General features: G+C 66.9%; 15 protein-coding genes and 1 pseudogene. 3 read left to right on the top strand and 13 right to left on the bottom strand.

Annotated features, from left to right (window positions below; translation table 11 throughout):
- Nucleotides 1–253: 253 nt before the first annotated feature.
- Entirely contained in the window at nucleotides 254–2,374 is a 2,121-nt protein-coding gene (locus tag ACIBAF_RS21865; protein WP_399464938.1) for an AIPR family protein, read from the bottom strand.
- Nucleotides 2,375–2,478: 104 nt separating this feature from the next.
- On the opposite strand from ACIBAF_RS21865, the gene ACIBAF_RS21860 reads away from it, so the two are divergent.
- From ACIBAF_RS21860 to ACIBAF_RS21850, 3 genes and pseudogenes are all read left to right on the top strand, one after another.
- Nucleotides 2,479–2,943, top strand: coding sequence for an NUDIX pyrophosphatase (locus ACIBAF_RS21860; RefSeq protein WP_399464937.1), 465 nt, complete (start codon nucleotides 2,479–2,481; stop codon nucleotides 2,941–2,943).
- A 232-nt stretch (nucleotides 2,944–3,175) separates the two neighbouring features.
- Nucleotides 3,176–3,558 (top strand): annotated as a pseudogene (locus ACIBAF_RS21855) (glutamate--tRNA ligase); the annotation flags it as partial.
- A gap of 234 nt (nucleotides 3,559–3,792) precedes the next feature.
- The gene (locus ACIBAF_RS21850) at nucleotides 3,793–4,545 is read left to right on the top strand and encodes a phytanoyl-CoA dioxygenase family protein (RefSeq protein WP_399464936.1); all 753 of its coding nucleotides are present in this window, start codon (nucleotides 3,793–3,795) and stop codon (nucleotides 4,543–4,545) included.
- A gap of 153 nt (nucleotides 4,546–4,698) precedes the next feature.
- Here the strand turns inward: ACIBAF_RS21850 and ACIBAF_RS21845 are convergent, their stop codons facing one another.
- The 12 genes from ACIBAF_RS21845 to ACIBAF_RS21790 form a co-directional block, all read right to left on the bottom strand.
- The gene (locus ACIBAF_RS21845) at nucleotides 4,699–6,306 is read right to left on the bottom strand and encodes a LacI family DNA-binding transcriptional regulator (RefSeq protein ID WP_399464935.1); all 1,608 of its coding nucleotides are present in this window, start codon (nucleotides 6,304–6,306) and stop codon (nucleotides 4,699–4,701) included.
- A gap of 47 nt (nucleotides 6,307–6,353) precedes the next feature.
- Nucleotides 6,354–6,734 (bottom strand): helix-turn-helix domain-containing protein, encoded by a 381-nt coding sequence (locus ACIBAF_RS21840; protein WP_399464934.1) that lies wholly within the window; start codon nucleotides 6,732–6,734, stop codon nucleotides 6,354–6,356.
- A gap of 484 nt (nucleotides 6,735–7,218) precedes the next feature.
- Nucleotides 7,219–8,262, bottom strand: a complete 1,044-nt coding sequence (locus tag ACIBAF_RS21835) for an LD-carboxypeptidase (RefSeq protein WP_399464933.1) — start codon at nucleotides 8,260–8,262, stop codon at nucleotides 7,219–7,221.
- A gap of 163 nt (nucleotides 8,263–8,425) precedes the next feature.
- Nucleotides 8,426–9,718 carry a histidine--tRNA ligase gene (gene hisS / locus ACIBAF_RS21830; protein ID WP_399464931.1) on the bottom strand — a complete coding sequence of 431 codons (1,293 nt, stop codon included), beginning with the start codon at nucleotides 9,716–9,718 and terminating at the stop codon, nucleotides 8,426–8,428.
- Between the two features lie 180 nt (nucleotides 9,719–9,898).
- Nucleotides 9,899–10,966, bottom strand: coding sequence for an SAM-dependent methyltransferase (locus ACIBAF_RS21825; RefSeq protein WP_399464930.1), 1,068 nt, complete (start codon nucleotides 10,964–10,966; stop codon nucleotides 9,899–9,901).
- Nucleotides 10,963–11,910 (bottom strand): aminotransferase class IV, encoded by a 948-nt coding sequence (locus ACIBAF_RS21820; protein ID WP_399464929.1) that lies wholly within the window; start codon nucleotides 11,908–11,910, stop codon nucleotides 10,963–10,965. Before ACIBAF_RS21820 ends, ACIBAF_RS21825 begins: the two co-directional genes overlap by 4 nt.
- A complete protein-coding gene (locus ACIBAF_RS21815) occupies nucleotides 11,907–13,433 on the bottom strand; it encodes a class I adenylate-forming enzyme family protein (RefSeq protein ID WP_399464928.1) in 1,527 nt (508 codons plus the stop codon). The genes ACIBAF_RS21820 and ACIBAF_RS21815 overlap by 4 nt, the downstream gene beginning before the upstream one ends.
- Nucleotides 13,430–14,602: a DapH/DapD/GlmU-related protein gene (locus ACIBAF_RS21810; RefSeq protein WP_399464927.1), complete on the bottom strand. Its 1,173-nt coding sequence runs from the start codon at nucleotides 14,600–14,602 to the stop codon at nucleotides 13,430–13,432. Before ACIBAF_RS21810 ends, ACIBAF_RS21815 begins: the two co-directional genes overlap by 4 nt.
- A 20-nt stretch (nucleotides 14,603–14,622) precedes the next feature.
- Complete coding sequence (locus ACIBAF_RS21805; protein WP_399464926.1) at nucleotides 14,623–15,660, bottom strand: DegT/DnrJ/EryC1/StrS family aminotransferase; 1,038 nt, start codon at nucleotides 15,658–15,660, stop codon at nucleotides 14,623–14,625.
- A gap of 23 nt (nucleotides 15,661–15,683) precedes the next feature.
- Nucleotides 15,684–16,499: a sugar phosphate isomerase/epimerase family protein gene (locus ACIBAF_RS21800; protein ID WP_399464925.1), complete on the bottom strand. Its 816-nt coding sequence runs from the start codon at nucleotides 16,497–16,499 to the stop codon at nucleotides 15,684–15,686.
- The gene (locus ACIBAF_RS21795) at nucleotides 16,496–17,242 is read right to left on the bottom strand and encodes a class I SAM-dependent methyltransferase (protein ID WP_399464990.1); all 747 of its coding nucleotides are present in this window, start codon (nucleotides 17,240–17,242) and stop codon (nucleotides 16,496–16,498) included. Before ACIBAF_RS21795 ends, ACIBAF_RS21800 begins: the two co-directional genes overlap by 4 nt.
- A complete protein-coding gene (locus ACIBAF_RS21790) occupies nucleotides 17,229–18,650 on the bottom strand; it encodes a pentapeptide repeat-containing protein (RefSeq protein WP_399464924.1) in 1,422 nt (473 codons plus the stop codon). Before ACIBAF_RS21790 ends, ACIBAF_RS21795 begins: the two co-directional genes overlap by 14 nt.
- Nucleotides 18,651–18,688: the final 38 nt, after the last annotated feature.

Genomic DNA, 18,688 nt, shown 5'->3' with positions numbered 1-18,688 from the left:
CAGCGTGCTGCTTCTTTCCTGTGCTCGGTAGTCCCAGCGGTGCCTCCGGGACCTAGCTGGTCCACACCCATCGCATCCGCAACCTGCGATTCTACGGCCGCTGAGGCATCGTCTACGGCGCTTCCCGTCAGGCAGCGGGCGCTCTACCATGCGGTGGGGCGCGAGCCTACAGCGGACCGCTGACACTGCCCCTTATGTCCGCCCCGGACAGCAGGCCCACCGCTCGGGCTCGGCAGCCGTTCCCCCGCCCTGGTCAGTCGCCGGCCGACTCGTCCCCCATGTCTAGCCCTTCCTCCAAGCGCACTGCCAGCGCAAGTTCATCGAGTGACCCCTCGCCGGGCACGAACCACCGGAGGGTGCCCTGCACCGAGGAGGTCACGCCTGAGGCGAGACGACGCATCTCCCGAGCGAGGCCGCTGGGCGAGTACCACTCCTCGTCCGCATGCCATTGCAGTGGGTAGCGGCCACCATCGTTGCTCCAGGTCGCGCGTGAACGTTTGGGGTCCTCCGCCAGCCACTCTGTCATGTCGCGGCGCTCGGGCTTGCTGTACGGCCGGTACTCGAGGACCGTGCCGTCCTGAATGCGCCCCTTGGCGATCAGGGTGGTAACGGCGTTAACCTGACGTCCGCGAGTCTCGACCTCCGTGACCTGGTAATTGTCTTCCAGCGCAGGCGCGTTGCGACCAGAGTCCAGACCACGCAGGGCTGCCCGTACGACCCGCTCGATCCGCTCGGTGTTCCGCACTGCGGCGATGATGTGGCTGGTCTTGCCGTACTCCTCGTCGATGGCGGTCAGCGACCAGGCGAGGGTGTCCCGTACCAGGTCGGGGACCTTCGCAAGCTCTGCCGACCAGTCGTATTCCGGGTCCTCGATTGAGCGGGTGTTCAGACGCCGGAAGACGATGTGGGTGACCAGGAGGTCTCCGTAGAAGGCGGCCGCATCGGCGCGCCAGAGCAGTCCGTCCCGCAGTGCTTGTAGCTGGGTGCGGACCTCGCGGAGGAGCTGGACGCAGCGCCAGACGCGGAATGCGTTCGGGGCCGGCCCGAAGATCTCCTGGTAGGTCTCGTCCTGCCACAGGCCGGCGAGGTTCTGGTCTCGCTTGGCCACGGCAGCGAGTTGGGCGTTCGGGCTCGTGGCGGCCAGAGCCTCAGCGGCCTCCGTCATCGAGCAGCCGTGCTCCGGCTCCGGCGTCGTCTCGCCCCGCTTGATCACGTAGCTGAGGTGCAGCAGGAGGGCGAAGTCGTCGCGAAGCTGGACCTGCCCACTGTCGAGGGACTTGAAGTCGCGTTCCTCGATCGGGTTCTGCGTATTCGTGGTCGTGGTCACATGATCGCCGAAACCGGGAGGGCAGTCCTCCAGGGAGATCAGACGCACCATCACCCGGCCGTACTGTGCGGTGTCGGGGTCGGCGGTGTACGCCCGGTGGATGGCACTCACCGTCTGGGCACCGTTGACCACGCTGGCCCCAGTGAGCTGGAAGTCCCCGACCTTGCCGGGCACCGCCTTGCCGACCGGCTTGATCGTCTCGCAGAGCATGGTGATGCCGTTGCTGAAGTACCAGAAGTGCTCCGGCTGCTCAAGCAGCGTGTTCCTGATCTTGATGTTGACGTCGGTCAGATCCAGGGAGTCACGGATGTTCCGCGCGAAGAGGCCGCGCCGGTGCTCGCCGTAGAGGTCCGCGAGGTCGGGAACGGTCATGGTGCCGTACAGGGCCTTGTACGGAGTCGACTCCTGCACGAAGCCGTCCAATCGGACCTTGGCGTCGATCCTCGGCGCCGCGGCGTCGCCGAGGATGGCACGGTGGAAGTCACGCAGGTCGAGGATCTTGTACTCGACCATCTCCTCGACCTGGTTCAGCTCCGCGACCTTCTCCTCCAGGAGCTCGCGGACGTCCTCGTTGATCGGAGCGGTCCGCATTAACGCGAGGACGAGTGTGATCTTGGGCGTCCCGACCTCGTATGCCCGCTCAATATCGGGGACAAATGGCTGAAACCGGCTGTTGAACTTCGTGAAGTGGCGGTCGAGCATCAAGTTCAGGCCCTGGATCATCTTGTGAACCTCGGCCTCGCCGAACCCGCCCTTGCCCTGGTCGCTCCACTTGGCCTGCACCAGGCAGATTCGCGGCTGGGCCGACCTGAGCTCCACGGCGATGGAGTCCAGGCCGCGGTCGTCCTGACCGTCGAAGACGCTGAGTGCCGCGGCACGGTCACTACACGGGTGCTCGATCTGCACGGCGAGTGCGGCTAACCCGCGGCTAAGGAAAGCTTGATGGCGTTTCTCGTCGGAAAACCGCGCTTGGTCCGTAATGTCGATCAGGCCGGTGAAGCGCTCTTCGATCGCCTTACGGACGTACCCGACGTGCAGTTTGCTCATGCCCCCACTCCCGTCAACGTTCCTGGCCATCGCGACTCTATCGGGCGAAGAATCGTGGCGTTCCCCGTGCTTCACGTTCCGAGCGCCGGTCAAGGAGCTCCTGCATGCCCCGAGCACCCTTCCAAGTCCTAGTCGTACCGTTTCGCCGAGTCGGCGATCAGGTCGAGTTCGCCGTTCTGCGACGCGAGGACATGAACGTCTGGCAGGGCGTGGCCGGAGGGGGTGAAGTCGGCGAGAGCCCGGAACAAGCCGCAGCGCGCGAGGCCAGTGAAGAACTCGGCCTCGACGGGCCCGTACCGCTGTATCCGCTGCAGACCACAGCCAGCATCCCGGCACGGTTCTTCGCCGAGCGAGACAGTTGGCCCCTCGGAACCTACGTCGTGCCAGAGCACTCGTTCGCCACCGACCTGACCGACGTGGAGATCAAAATCTCCCGCGAGCACACCGACATCCAATGGATGGACTACCAAGCGGCCCACGAGGTGCTCCGGTTCGACAGCAATCGCACCGCTCTGAGCGAGCTGCACGAGCGCCTGCTGACCGCCGACCTGCCACGTCCGGTCGATTGATCACCCGTGGCTGAAGCCCTCCGAGCAGTCCGCGCGGTCATACTCGGTGCTCACGGCCCGCGAGTGTGCGCCATGACGACCCTCTGTTGTGTTTGTCCTCCGAGACCTCGACCTCCGACCGTGAACGCGGCCTCGAGTACGTGGAGGGCCAGGAGTTGCGGTTCCGCACACTCACCGAGGGCGAGACGGTCGTCGCGGACCTGGTTCGCGGTGAGCCGTCAACGAGGCCGCCTGGGAAGCGATCGCCCCGCAAGCCCAGACCCGCGTGGCCGTCCTGTCGGCCATCCGGCCAACGTCGACTTCCTGTTCCTGACGGAGCCAGTGGAGGACGAGGCGTCCTGGACCAAGGCGACGAAGGGCAACCCGGCGTCCCTCCTGGCCACGGCCCGTGCCAAGCTGGAGGCAGCCGACTGGACCAGCCGCGAGTCCCTCAAGCAGGCGGTCCTGGCCGCCGGCGAGGAGCACAGCCTGAAGCTGGGCAAGGCCCAGGGCCCGGTGTGCGTCGCCGTCACGGGCCGCACGATCGGCCTGCCCCTCTTCGAGTCCCTGCAGGTCCTCGGCAAGGACCGCACACTGGCCCGGATCGACGCGGCCCTGGCGAAGCTCGCAGGCTGACCACTTCGTGATCAAGCTCCCATCGCCCAAAGCGGGATCCGGCGTCGCGGATGTATGCGCGTCGGGGGCGGGCCAGCGTCCCGTACACGATCTTCGATCCCCCCGATGCTGCGGGAATTGCACGCTCTATCGGAGATCTTGTGACCATACGGGTGCTGCCACGCCGGAATGCGGGCGTGGACCGCAAGGATTATTTGGTTGCTCGGGAATACGCTCTCTGATGCAGTGAACTGCATGGCGACCATCACTGGCGAGATGAGGACCACGTTCCGTCAGCAGGGCTTCATAGTGGTTCCCGACGTGCTCCGCGGCGAACAGATCGCCGCAGGCCGCAGGGTGGTCGCTGCCATGCTGGAGCGGCAACCCCCCGCCGACGACCACGTCGGACCGTATTTCCTGTGGCCGTCCTTCTCCTCAACCGGCCATCCGCTGCTCGACTTCTATCGGGAGACGGGCATCGGGCAGCTTGCTACTCAGCTACTGCGTACCAATCTGACCGTACAGGACCCCGTTTTCGCGCAGGTGGCCACGACGATCCCGCCCTGGCCGCAGCGGCCGGGCGGGCCTCACGTCGACGGCCTAACGCCGGGGGAAGCGGACGGACGTCCGGGGACGTTCTCGCTGCTCGCTGGCGTATGGCTCACCAATCATGACCAGCGGCATCGGGGGAACCTGTGGGTCTGGCCGGGCACCCATCTGCGATTCGGGCATTACCTCGCCGAACGCGGCGCAGACGCCCTGGCTTGCGTCGGGGACATGAATCCGGGCCCCTATCCGAAGATCGAGCTCGGCGAGCCGACGCAGGCTCTCGGTAGTGCGGGCAGTGTGCTGTTCGCGCACTACCTGCTCGCCCACAACATCGGTGACCACGACGGTGATACTGCCGAGGGGCGGCGCGAGACGGTGTACTACCGACTCCATGCGAGCGGCCACCGTGATCGGTGGCGCGAGGCCGTCACTGATCCGCTCGCCGAATTTCGCCGATAGGGAGCGACGTTGGGAGCCGGTGTGTGCGTAGTGTCAGCCAACCAGGGCCGGTCGGCCACGCCCACCGAGCGCGGCAGCAACCGCCTCACCCTCCTGTGCTCCTTGAGCGTCTCGATCTACGAAGCCGATTCTTCGACTACATCGGATTTCGCATCATGGGAGCAGTACTGGGATCCGCCTCAGCAAACTGCGGGCTGGGCCCCGCCATCCTAATCGGCAGCAGGGTACGGATCGATGGCGAGGAGATTGGGCCATGGACGCGCGTGCGCGCAGGAGATCATTGAGCACGCGCACGGGAGACGTCGGACACAGAGCCAGTCGGGCGTCGAGAGCCGTCTCCCACTGCTCGGTTAGGCCGAGCATGAGGCGTTTGCGCATGCCGGGGGTGACGTGTCCGTAGCGCGCCGAGATCGAGCCGTCGATGTGGCCCATTCGCTCGTCCATGAGGACCTTCTCGGTGCCGAGATCCTCCATAACGGTCCGGTGGGTGTGGCGGAGGCCGTGGGGTGTGAGGCCCTTGGCGATCGGGATCCAGCAGGCGTCGGCCCGGTCGCTGGCTCCGCGTCCTCGGGCCGGGACTCCGGGCCACGGCTCGCCGAGCAGCGGTACAGGGCGAGCTTCCTGCGGTGCCTTCTTCGGGTACCAGCCAGAGACCGACGGCGTGAACAGCCACGTCGCGAAGCCGTTTCGACGCCAGTGAGCTGCGTGCTCTGACGCCACGCCGCCGCGCACGAACCCCAGGTCCGCGATGGCCTGCTCCACCCTGACCCGCTTGGTTTCGGTGACGCGGTCGGGGTGATTGAGGACGTTGGACACCGTACCCGTGGAGACTTCGGCACGGCGTGCGACGTCGACGAGCTTCGCGCCCTGGTGGCCGCCGGTGCGGGCAGCGTCCTGTCCCCGGAAGACGTAGGTCTTGCCGTGACACGGGCAGGGTTTCGGCTTCGTACGGGCGACGTGGTCGGCGACCAGGGCCGACAACCAGTCCATCGCGTAGATGGTGCGGTAGCTGTCGTCCTTGGGCGGGCAGCGCACGAGCTCGCCGGTGTCGAGTTCGTACAGCTGCCACTCGACGCGGATCGAGCCGGGGCGGGCGTACTCCGTCTCCAGGCCGACGATTTCGCCCCAGCGCATGCCGGTGTAGCCCTTGAGGACCACGGCGACGAACTCGTCGTCGCGGCCGGAGAGCAGGGCGGCTCGTTCGGCCGTCAGCAGGATGCCGAGGGCGTCGGTGACTACCTTCTCCGGGCCGCGGTCTCGGTAGCGGCCGGCGCGCTTGCCGCGTCCGCGCCGCCTGGCTGCCGGGTTGGAGATGATCAAGCCCTCGTCGATCGCGTCCTCGAAGATCAGGTGGAGTGTCGAGCGCCAAGTCTTGACGCTGGAGGCCGCGTAGACGGCCTTCTGCTTCTTCTCCCACAGGTCGACGTCCGTGCGCAGGATGCTGGCGAGTGCCTTGTCCTCGAACTCGGGGAGCAGGTGCTCCTCGATGTGGCGCTTGTAGTTCTGCATGGTCGAGGCGGCCAGGTCCTGGGCCTCGTACCAGCGGTTCGCGTACTCGCCGAAGGTCTCTTGGCCGAGGGCCGGGTCGCGCCAGTCGCCGCGCCGGTACTTGTTCTCGGCCTCGCTCGCGGCGCGCTGGGCCTCGCTCTTGGTGGCGAACCGGATCGCCTTGCCGTTCTCGTCGACGACCGTGAGGTGCTTGCCAGACGCGATCTTGTATCGGCCGCGCCAATAGTTTCCGCGCTTCTCCGCGAAGCCCAACTTCCGTCTTCCTCTCCCTGCCCTTGGCTTATGGCTGGCGCGGCGCGCTACGCGACGGACTTGCGCTGGGTGCGGCGCGGTGGCCGGGCACGCAGACGCCCCGGCGTGGTGGCCTTGGTCGGTCGGGGAGGCTGAGAGGCACGAGCTCGTACGCGGTGAGGCCTTGCCGGTTCGGGACCGGCCACCGGGTTGCCGACGGATCGGACCGGGCGCTCTTCGTGGAGGCGGATGATCTCGGCGAGGTGTTCGGCGGTGAAGCGGTAGGCGCGGCCGACGCGGGTGTGCGGAATGAGGCCGCGTCGGGCACGATCCTTCACCCACCAGGCGGAACAGCCGAGGGCTTCGGCGATCTCCTCGGGGCGGTAGAGGCGGGGCAAGGAGGCTTCGCCCTCGGTGCTGGGGTGGTGGTGTACGAGGGCAGGGGGCATCGCGGAGTGGTGCAAGAGGGGTCCTAACTCGGTTGGGGGCGTTCTCGGTCAGCGGCGCTGGGCGGGGCCTCGTCACGCGGCACTCGGCCCCTGCAGCACGAGGGGCGAGACGCGTGGGACTTCGGTGATGGCGATTCTTGGAGTCGACCGCAGATGCTCTTCGCCTCACTGCACTCACCGTTCAGATCGGTACCGGCCGTCTTGCAGTTCCGGCCCAAATGCCGCGCGATCGCAGAGATCGTCCATACCTTGCGATGCAGGGCGTGAGCATCCACGTCTCCCTCCCGCGTGAGCATTCAGGCCCCCGACCAGGCCGAACTCATGGCTCACACAGGCTCTCCACGACACTCCCGGGCCGACTCGACACGCCGGAGAAGATCACGCGAAGAGACCGGACAAGGTCACACGAAGGGTGGGGAGATCAACAGAACAGGTTTGTCCCATGCCTCAGCAGGGACGGCCGACCTTCGCGGCTGGCCGGTCCTCAGTATGTTACGAAGACCCTGCGCTCTGGCCCGTCTACGCGGATAGTCCCGCCGCAGGGGATTACGAGCTGCGGGTCCGTGTGCCCAAGGTCGACGTCGAACACCGCCACCGCCTGAGGTGCGTACTCTGTCAGGGCTCGCAACGCTGCCTCTCGCTGTGCCTTGCGAAACTGTGCCTTCTGGTCAGCGTCCAGTGTGCGATAACGGGACCACGTCTTCGGACGGCCCATCAACAAGGCGGAAAACTGTTCGAGCAGACCTCGCTCTCCCATGCTGCGCATGATCACATACACTTCCTCGGCGCTTGGCATGGAATCGCCGGTTTCCAGAAACAGCACGCCACCGGAGTACACCTCGACCGGTTGCACTGCCAGGTCCGCCATCAGTAGCCAAGACACGATCTCCAGGTCGCCTCCCCAGCCGGCCCCTTCCACTACGCGATTTGCGTTGTGCCAGATCCAGCCATCGGCGGGTTCCATCTGTGGTTCGACCTCGAAGGTCCTCGGATCCTGCCAGGAGCCGAGGACCTCGCCGAACTGGGGTGTCTGCCGGAGTTCGAACTCGCCGGAAGTGAAGAGTGCCGCTTGCAGGGATTCTGCTGTCATGGGGTGCAATACGCCGGGTCGGCCGTACTGAGTCATGACCATCCCGCCGTGAAAGCTGACAATGCCCAGGCTGCGCAGGAAGAGCACCAGGTTTGTGTTGTCGCTGTAGCCGAAGAACGGCTTCGGGTTGGCGCGGATCAGATCGCGGTCGAGGTGGCGCAGCACTGTGATCTGGTCGGAGCCGCCGACGCTGGCGATGACTGCCTTGACCTGGGGATCAGCGAAGGCCGCGTTGATGTCGGACGCGCGAGCCTGCGGGGACGCTCCCATTGTGCGGGTGGTGGGGTATTCGACAGCCCTGAGTTGGAAGTCTTCCTGAAGCCTTCGCAGTCCCAACTCGTAGGGCAGTGGCACCTCTCCGGGCAGGCCACGAGAAGGCGACACGACCGCGACGCAGTCGCCGGGCTTGGGTTTGGGGGGATAGATCGGGACGGCCACGTCGTCATGGTAGTTAGCCAGTTGCCAGAACCCTGCGAGGTCGTTGCAGGGCACGCCGTCACGGGCAGCTCCTGCGCCGTTGGCGGACCGCTGGACAGCAAAGGGGACCACGGCGGGCGACTGGCCGTCAGTCCGACAGTCGCCCGCGCGTCCAGGTCCTCGGTCAGCGTCCGAGGAGCTTGTTCACCTGTCCAACGACCTCGCTGAGGGTCACCTCGATCTGCTCGCGGGTGGCCAGGTTCCGAACCGCTACGAGTCCGCGCTCCCACTCACTTGGAGCGATGACGACGGCGACCTGGGCCCCGACCTGGTCGGCGCGCACCAACTCCTTGCTCAGCTTTCGAGGCTCCAACGGCGTAGACGTGCGGATGCCAGCCAGCCGCAAGTCCCGGGCGACGGTCCGACAATCAGGCAGCAAGTCCGCACCGACAGGGATCACCACGGCGTCCACCTCGGCGCGGGGCTCCGGCAGCAGCCCGTGTCCCTCCATGAAGTCGTGGAGTGTCACGTCGCCCATGCCGAACCCGATGCCCGGAATCCTCTGGGTCGTGAAGAGCCCGGCCAAGTCCTCGTACCGGCCACCGCCGAAGAGCGAGCGGCTGTTCTGGGGGTGTTGGTCGAAGACCTCGAACACGGTTCCGGTGTAGTACTGCAGGCCACGCACGATGAAGGGGTCGAAGGTGACCAGGTCCCGGGAGTCACCCGCCAGGATCTGCGCCAGCATGGACCGGCTGCGGGCCTCCTCGGAGACATAGTCCAAGACGCCAGCACCGCTGCTCAGGACCTCTTCGAGAAGCTCGAACCGCTTCTCGTCGATCCCAAGACCCTCGGCGTCGGCGACGAGCTGCTCGCGGGGGTACTTCGCCCATCGGTCGATCAGTGACGATGTCTCCTGCAGCTTGTCGGCAGGGACTTTGACCACGTCGAGGAGGATGCTCTCCAGCAGGACGCGGTCGCCAGCCCGTAGCACCCACATATCCCTGGTTGCACCGATCGCGGCCATCATGTCGTGGATCAGTTCGAAGATCTCGATCTCGCAGCTCACGCTGTCCGAACCGAAGATGTCCACGTTGATCTGCAGGTGCTCTCGCATACGGCCGCGCTGTGGGCGTTCGTAGCGGTGGCAGATGACGTGGCTGTACCAGCGAACTGGCAACTGAAGTTGTCCGGCGTTGCCAGCGATCATGCGGGCGACCGACGGCGTCATCTCCGGGCGCAGCGCGAGCCGGCGACCGCCTCGGTCGGTGAGGGAGTAGAGCTGCTGGTTGGCGATCTCCTGGCCGGACTTCGCCTCGTAGATCTCCGCCGACTCCAGAATGGGGCCGTCATAGCGGACGAAGCCGTAGCGCTCGATCGCTTCGTAGAGCTGATGGAAGACCTGCTGCCGAACGGACATCTCCGAGGGGAGGAAGTCCCTCGTGCCGCGATACGGGGTTGTCGGCAACAAACGTCCCACCAGGGGTGCCTTTCTACGAGAAGCGAAGCGAAGTCCGCCACGGAAACAGACGAATCGTCAGCCTAGCAGCGGCGCAGTTGCGGTGTGTCGATCTTGCATGTGTCAAGAGGGCCTCCGCTCGTGGCTTGCCGGATCCGGGTTCAGCTCCGGCAAGCCACGAGCGAGCGCGGCTCGGACGTTCTACTCAGTGCCCTCGAGCCTGCGCGGCACCAGGTCGTAGAACGCGAAGCGCGGGCCGGCGTTGCGTCGCGAGTAGACCGCGCGGCACGCGAGGTCAGAGCGCGGGAAGAGGTCGAGCCAACCGTTGTGCCTGCGCGGGAAGCCCTGGAGCGTCAGGATGTGCACCAGGTCCAGGTCAGAGTCGTTGTCCTGCCTGTCGTAGTACAGCTCGGGCTCCCCGAGAACGATCGACTTGAGCCCCCTGTCCCAAGCTGCGGCGAAACGGTTCAAGATCTCAATGACCGCCTCCTCCCCTTGCCGAAAGTGCTCGTGCAGGACGCCGGCTGCGAAGAGCGCGTCGGCCCGCGTGCAGGCCGCCGGCCAGGTAGCCGCGTCGAAGGCGTCGGCGACGTGAAAGGACACACGCTCGGCCACGCCCGCCTCCACGGCCCGCTTGGAAGCTTCCGCGATCGCCCCTTCCGAGATGTCCAGTCCGATGCCGCGGAACTGTTGGTCACGCCGGGCGGCCTCGATGAGGAAACCGCCAGCCCCGCACCCCAGGTCCAGGGCACAGGTCGCACTGCGCCGGGCGAAGGCTTCGAGCACCACATCGATGTGATAGAGGTCGAACAGGGTGTTGCAGCTGCGTCCCAGCGCCGCGCCGTCGCGCTGGATGTCGTGGCCGTAGCGCGCGGTTCCCCTCAGAAGGTCCTCGATGCGCTGCGTCACCGGACCGTACGCCTCGATGTAGAAGCTGAGTTGCGCGAGAGCGGTGTCGCTCAACAGTGCGGCGCCAGCCTCGGTGGGGGCGTACCCGCCGTCGACACGCTGGGTGTATCCGGCGGTGGAGAGCCAGCCGAGCAGCTTCTCGCCAAAGTAGGGGTCAAGAGTGCCGAGGAGGTCGCCGAGGTCCGTGCGGCCCTCTCGCAGCCGCTGGAGCACTCCGGTGCGCATGAGTGCCGCCAGGACGACGGCCTTGTGGTAGCCATCCAGGATCTGCGGCATGTCGGACAGCCGGTAGGCGCTCCATGCCTGTTCGGTGTGCTCGTCCTGGAGCTCGACACTGCGGTGGTCGTAGCGGGTGATCACGATGCTGCTCCTCCTGTGCTGAGTGATGAGGGATTGCAGGGGGTGAGCCAGTCGCCACAGGCGGGGTCAAGGCCCCGGACGACCTTTTGATAGCGACTGGCAAGCTCGTCGGCGGCCGGGCTGGTGCCGTTCCCGATGGTCTTGTGCTCGACGGAGCGCACGGCGCGGATCTCCGCACCTGTCCCCGTGAGGAACAGCTCGTCGGCGCCAAGGACCTCGTCCAGTCGGAGCGACCGCTCGGTCACCTGTAGGCCGGCCGCGGGGGCCAGGGCGAAGACGCTCGATCGCGTGATTCCCGGCAGAGCGCCCTGCGGCAGTCCCGGGCTGATCAGTTCGTCTCCGATGCGGATGAAGAGATTGGCTCCGGTTGACTCCACGACGTGGCCGGCCTCGTCGAGGAGCAGCGCATCGTCATAGCCCCGTCGGACCGCGTCGGCCTTCGCGAGCATGAGTGGGCCGTAGCTTCCGTTGGCTTTCGCGCCGGGCGGAAGGATCGCCGGGCCGGGCCTGCGCCACGGACTGATCGTCAGCTGAAGATCGCCTGCTTGCAGGAGGCCACCCCAGGCGGTGACCAGGACTATCGCCCGCGCGGTGCCGACCGTCGGGTCGTTCCCAACGCCGCCTGTGTGTAGATGGATGACCGGGCGTACGTAGCAGGCGTCATGTCCGCTGGCGCGTACGGTCTCCACGACCGCGCGACGAAGGTCCTCCTCGGTCCAGGGGATCACGTCCAGCGGAGGGTAGAGACGGGCCGACGCGAACAGGCGGCTGATGTGCTCGGCGAGCCGGAAGGCGCTTGGGCCGCCGGGAGTCGGGTAGACCCGGATGCCTTCGAACACGCCGTAGCCGTAGTGAAAGCTGGGCGACCAGGCTTCAGGGCGAGCCGCAGCCTCGTCCAGGAGTGCTCCGTCGACCCAGGCAACGGCGCCTGCTCCGCCGGTCATGAGGCCGTCCGGGTTTGCTGCAGGACCCAGCTACTGAGCTCCGCTCGGTCGATCTTTCCCGTGGATCCAGTGGGCAGGCTCTCCCGGACGTACAGCACGTCGGGCACCTTGTACCGCTCGACCCGTTCGAACATCCACCGAATCAGTTCCTCCGGCGTGGGCTCGTCCCCTGGCGTCGGGGCGACGACGGCGCAGAGCCGCTCCCCTAGCAACGGGTCCGGGACCCCGCAGGAAAAGGCGTCGACCACCTGGGGGTGCTGCTCCAGGACGGCCTCCACCTCGGCGGGAGCGATCTTGTTCGCCCCCTTGACGACCACGGCAGTGCCGCGGCCCAGGACTGAGATGCGGCCTCCCTTTCGAACTTCCACCTGATCCCCTGTACGGAAGAAGCCGTCCTCCACCGCGGCGCGGGTCAGCTCTGGTTGACCGAGGTAGCCGCGCAGGACGCCGGCGCTGGACACCGCGAGAACGCCGCAGTCGCCGACTGCGGCAGCCCGGTCCGGAGCATCCACGTACCAGCGCACCCCGCTCAGGGCCCGGCCCACGGTGTCTGGATGCGCGTCGTAGTCGGCGGCGGGCAAGACGAAGTCGGGGGCGCTGGTCTCGGTCAGCCCGTAGATGATGGAGATCCCGCTGTGGGGCAGGAGTGTGCGGTAGCGGTCGCCGGTCTGCGGGGGAAGCAGTTCGCCGCCCACGACCACCTGCTGGGGCGAGCGTGTCCGCACCAGCGGGTCGCGTACTGATTGGTTTTCCAGTAGCGGCAGGATCTGCCTGAGCATGGTGGGGACCACCGCGACGCGCGAGACCGGTTCGTTCGCCAGCGCTTCGCAGAGTCGGCTGGGGGTGAACTTGTCCAACAGCCGGACCGAGCCACCCGTACCGAGAGTCAGCAGGATGTCCCACTGGCAGAAGAGGAAGCTCGTCCGGAGCACCGCGAGAGCTTGGTCGCCAGGCTGGTAGGCCAACGCCTCCTGCACCATGGCCAGTTTGGCCAGGATGCCGGTGTGGCCGAGGACCACGCCCTTGGGGATCCCGGTCGAACCGGAGGTGAAGATGACCAGTGCGGCCCCGGAAAGCAGCGGGTCACGTTCTCCATCCGGCGCGGACAACATCCGGAGCCCACCGGGCACGGCCTCCCCCAGTCCCCTCAGATCGTCGCGGGAGTGCTCGATCTCGCCCAGACTGACCGCCGCGGCACCGGTACGGTCCACCGCGCTGATGACCACCGGAGCCGGCACCGAGGCATCGAGAGGGACCGCACAGCGTCCGGACCTCCAGACGGCGAAGAGGCGTACCAGGCTGTCGATGCTGTTGTCCATGAGGACGAGCACCGGTCCATCGTTGACCGCGGTGCTGCCATGGATCAGCTGGGCCGCCTCTTGAACAGCGGCGTGGAGTTGGCTGTACGTCATACGCGCCTGGCTGTCCGAGAGCGCGAGTCGGTCCAAGTGCTTGGCGCAACTGAGCGCCAGATAGTTACTCAGGTCCTGTGTGTCGGTCGGCGGCGCCGTCTGGGACGTCATACCTTCCCTCCGTAGGTCGTGGGCGTGATGGCCTGCTGGAGCCGCTGGAAGGGCAGCGGCGTGATGCTGTTGAAGGTCCGGGTGTCCCCGCAGGGCATCGTCCGGCGGCGCAGGTGGTCCCTCAGGTCTTCGACCAAGTCGTCCGTCGGGCCCAGGAGCAGCCCGCGCCTCAGGACGAAGACCGGCAGGCCGTCAACGGAGGTCTGCGGTTCCCCGTCGAGGGCCACCACGATGCGGCCTTCGGCAGCGCTGTCGAGGGCCGTGGCCTGTGCCGCGTCCTGCCAGAGTTCGACCACCCTGGTGCACCCGGGAAGGTGCACGCTCCAGCGGTCGTCCGACGAATCGGTTTTCATGCCCTTCCAGTCGAGCTCCCGCTGCCAGGCGGCCAGGGCCTGGCGGACCTCGTGCATGGCCTGGTCATCCGTGAGCGGTGGCTGCTCGAAGAGGGCCTTTTCGCGGGCCGGCACGCCCGCCAGGAGTCGGCAGGGCGGGAAACTCTTGGCGACGACGGCTCCAGCGGCGACGATGCAGCTGTCACCGATGTCCGCGCCGGGCATGACGGAGCAGTGGTAGCCGAGCCACACCTTGTTCCCGATGCGCACGCCTTCGAAGGCGGTGCCGTAACCGTCGAGGACACTGTGGGCGAAGTGGTAGCCGTGGGTCCAGATGCTGACGTACTGGCCCGAACCGACGTCCGAACCGATCTCGATCAGGCAGTTGGCATTGAGGACGTTGTGCGGGCCGACGGTGACTCGATCTCCGATGCGCACGGTGGCCGTGGATTCGAGTGTGCCCCCGCCTCCAACTGTGCTGTGCGGGCCCACGTAGAGGAGCCGGCCCGCGTCGAAGGCGCGGGCGACGATATCGACGCCGGTACAGATGCGAGCGGCTGGCCCGGTGCTGAAGCTGTCGGCGCAGAGGACCCGCACGCCGGCGGCGATCTCACTGTTGTCGCCGATGCTGACGTGGCCGGCGCGCAGGTCGGCCCCCGCGCCGAGATGGACGTCGCGGCCCAGGTGGATGCGGTCGCCCACAAGCCGGACGCCGTCGTCGAGTCGTACGCCAGGCTCGATCACCAGCTCGTGGGCGTGGATGACCACGTCCCGTCCCGCTACGCAGTCTGCGGGCAGGTGCGCGCGGGGAATGGCGGAATCGATGAGTAGGGGCATGCGGACCTCCATGTAGTCAGTCAGCAGGGCAGCTTTGTCAGCAGGTCGCAGACGCGCTGAACGTCCGAGTCGGACATGGCCGGGTACAACGGCAGGGAGAGAGTTCGGGCCACAGTGGCCTCAGCCACAGGGAAGTAGCCGGGGGCGACCCCGAGTTCTCGATGCAACAGTTCATGACGCTGTGTCAATCGACTCGCGTCGACCTCGTGCAGGTGGAAGAAGCCGAGGAGGCGCTCGCGTTCCTCTTCGTCGGCGCACCGAAGAACGAACCGGTAAACGAGCCGTCCTGGGTCAGGCAAGTCCGCCGGTGCGAGTGCCTCGGGGCAGGCCGCGAGGTATTGGTTGGTGATCCACGCCCGACGTTCCCGTACTTGGGCGAGCCGCGAGAGCTGCGAGCGAGCCAGCGCCGCGTGCATGTCGGACAGGGTGAGGGTCATCCGGGGCCAACGGCTGCTGCGAAAGCTCGCCTGGGTGTAGGAAGTGATCCGTTCGGAGATCTCGGCGTCTGCGCTCCAGCACAGTCCCCCAGTGGCCCCCGTGAAGACCTTCGTGGCGTAGAGCGAGGACACCGCGACCCGCCCGAAGGTCCCGTGTTCACCGTGCGGACCCCTGCTCCCGAACGAATGGCAGCAGTCCTCGACGAGGTTGGGGCAGATCTCAGCCAGGTCAGGCAGAGCTGCGGTCGCACCGTAGGTGTGCACCACGAAGGCGGCGTACGGCTTCCCTATCCGGTCGGAGGCGTCCCGCAACGACTGCGGAGACATGGTCAGTCCGTCAGGCTCGACATCGACGACGAGCGGGCGGCAGCCGGCCAGGCGTACGGCGTCGAGCAAGGCCACGCAGGAATAGGTGGGTACGGCGATGAGAGCGCCGGCTGGTGCGTCCAGGCCAACGAGTGCGAGGAACAAGGCGAGCGTGCCCGAGGTCGTGGCGACAGTACGGCCTGCGCCGAAGTACGCGACCAGGTCCTCCTCCAGGCGCCGGCGTTCGGGCCCTGGGGCAATCCAGCCGGACTGGAGCACTCGGTCTACAGCGGCTCGGTCAGCCGTGGTGACCAAGGGCGCATTGTGATCGATCCAGGTCACTGCTCATCCCTTCTCGGGGACGGGCACTCAGCCAGCTCGCGCAGCCACTCAAGGAGGCGCCGGTCAGGGTGGCCATGCCCAGCGTCGTGTTCCAGGACGACTGCTGCCGGACGACAAGTCCGCAGGACATGGGCTACTAGGCCGTACGGGACCTGCGGGTGCGTGCCGCTGCCCCGGGCCGGGTACGGCCGGTGCCCAGAACCTGAGCGATCGTTGTCGTAGAGGTGCACGGACTTGATGCGGGGGCCGAGTACGTCCGCGAAGGATCGCACTGCCTCAGGGCCGTCTAGCTGGTGTGCGTGGCCGATGTCCAGGCACAGACCCAGGTTGGGCCACTCTTCGAGAAACCGCAGGTACTGCTCGGCGCTCGCACAGTGAGGATTGTCGGTCATGTTCTCGATCAGGACCGGGACCTGGAAGAGCTGGATGAGCCGGGTGGCCTCCGCGAGGAACGCCGTGGCAAAGTCTTCAAACCCCTCAACGGGAAAGGGCGGATAAGGCGTCGGGAAGTGCGCGACGACGTGCTGCGCCCCAAGATCCGCCGCACACCTGACCGTGGATTCAAGGGCAGCGATCGCCGCAGCGGCCTCCTGTGGGTCAGGCCCCGTAGGGCAGTAGCGAGGCATCAGCTGCGGGTGGGGAGTCGGGGTGTGCAGCGCCGGCCTGATGTCGTGGTCGGCGCAGAACTTCCGGATCCGGGGCAGCGCCTCAACCGGGTAGGTGTAGAACTCCACGAGGTCCGGCTGGTAGTCCAGCAGCGCCTCCAGGTCCGACTTGACCTGCAACACGCTGGTCGAGACGCCGAGCATCATGTCCCCCCTCCACGTGCGCACCGAGCGATCTCAAGGACAGCGTGTTGATGGATGAGTTGACTTCCGTTGATCAGCCGCTGCTGTCCGTCGACCTCGGTGGACCAGGAGTGCAGCGGGTCCTCAGACCAGCGCGACACCGTTCGGGGCGGTGCCAACGCTGTCCAGCGCCACCACAGTCCCCGCTCTCGCAGGCCTGCTTCGACGGTCCGCCGCGACCACAAGGTCCAGCCGCTCTGCCATTCCCCGGGCGCGCCAGGGCCCGAGCGGCGTACCCGCACCAGGGTGTCCACGTCCTCAGGGTTGAACAGCCCGAAGACCGCCAGCCGGACCTGTGGTGTGCCCGCGCTGAGCGCACCGTCCAGCCAGATCAGCGGTTCGTCGAAGATCGAGTGGACGCCGAGCAAGGTGACGATGTCCTGGTTTCGCGGCAGCGTCGTCGGGTCGAGAACGTTTCCAACGCGCAGGTCCATCCCCGGCTGAAGCCCGCGGGCGTACTCCACCACCTGCGGCAACACGTCGATGCCCGTGCACCGCAGCTGCGGCCAGCGCGTGCGGAGTTGCTGAAGGAATCCACCCAGCGAGCAGCCGATATCCAGCAGGGACGCGGAAGGATTCGCATCCAGGAAGGGGCCGAGCAGATTGATGACCGCCGTGAAGTGCGGCTTGTCGAGGGCCCGGTCGGGCTCGCCGAGGCAGTTGAGGTCGATACTGCGGGAGCCGGGGGGCAGCTCAGGTCGAGCCATGCCGCTCACCTCGCAGGACGCCTTCGAAGGCGGTCAGGTAGGTACTCAGGGCCGCCGTGTCCGGCGATTCCGTGGCGTTGAGTGCTTCCTTGAGTCCGGTGCACCGGTCGGCGAAGAACGGCGGCTTGATGCCCGCGAGCTTGGTGCGGCGGCACGTCACCTTCACCCAGGTGGACTGGAAGAGCGCGGCTCCGGTCAGGTCCGCGTCCGTCAGGTCCGACTGGCTGAACCGGCTGTACGCCGCGCTGACCTCGCGCAGGTTCGCGTTGCTGAGGTCGGCCGCGATGTATGCCTGGACGAGGATCGCGCCGGCGAGTGAGGCATCGGCCAGACACATGCCGCGCGGCGGGTCACCGGTGATCATCGCTCGGTAGAGGTTGCTCTGCGCGAGATCGGCACCGCGCATGTCCACGTCCCGGAAAACGGCGCAGCGGCCGGTGAAGCCACCCATCCGGGCATGTTGGAGCTGTGATTCGACCACGTGCAGGTTCTCGGCCTGGACGTTCCCCAAGTCGGCTTCGGTCAGGCAGCTCCTGTGCACGGAGCCGGCCACGAGGCTGGCCGAGGAGAGCTTGGCGCGTGTCAGGTCGCTGTCGCGCAGCCTGAGCCCGGGAAGGGCGGCTGTGCTCAGGTCGATGCCGGGCAGGCTGCAGTGCCCGATGTCTGCGTCGGGTGCATGGAGGTCGCGCGCGACCACGTTGCCGCCGCGAAGACCGTCGAGGCGCAGGCGGGGCAGTCTCGCTCCGCTGAGGTCGAGGCCGTCGCAGTTCGTGGCTCGTTGGATGACGACACCGGTCCCGGTCATTCCGTTGAGCCGGGTTCCGGCCATGTCGCTCTTGGTCATGGTCAGTTGATCGGCGACGGCGTTGTCGAAGGCGGTCTTGCGCAGTACGCATTCGTTGATGCTCGCGCCCTGCAGGTTGGCGGCCTTGAGGTCGGATCCTTCGAGGTCGCACTGGTAGAAGGTGGTGCCGGCCAGGTGGCCGTTGGGCAAGGCGGTGCCTCGCATGGAGCAGCCGTGGAAGAGGCTGCCGGTGGCGTCTCGCAGATTGCTTAGGTCGGCGTTGTCGAAGACGGAGGTCTGTGCGGCGAGGGCGTGGACGTAGGCGTCGCGCATGCTGGCGCCGGTCAGATCAGTCCGTTCCATTCCCGGGCAGATCATGGTGACCCGGTCCAGGAGCGCCCTGCGCAGCGAGGTGCCGTGCAGAGTGGCGCGGTTGAGGACGGCACCGGTCAGGTCGGCGTCCGCGAGGTCCAGGTTGGCGAGGTCTGCCTCGGCGAGCTGGAGTCCCCGCCCGGTGTTGTGTAGGAGATCTGCGGTAAGAGCTGCGATCTTCTTGAGGACGGGTTCGCGGTCTTCGGCGGCGTCCAGAGCGGTCAGGAGGCTCACATGCGTGGCGTTGGCCATCGGAATTCCCCTCTGTCGGTACGTGCGAGTCGAGTTGG

Source organism: Streptomyces sp. NPDC051677, from assembly GCF_044453465.1.
Lineage (GTDB): Bacteria > Actinomycetota > Actinomycetes > Streptomycetales > Streptomycetaceae > Streptomyces.
Note: the sequence above shows the minus strand (reverse complement) of the source record. Positions and strands in the feature narration are given on the sequence as shown.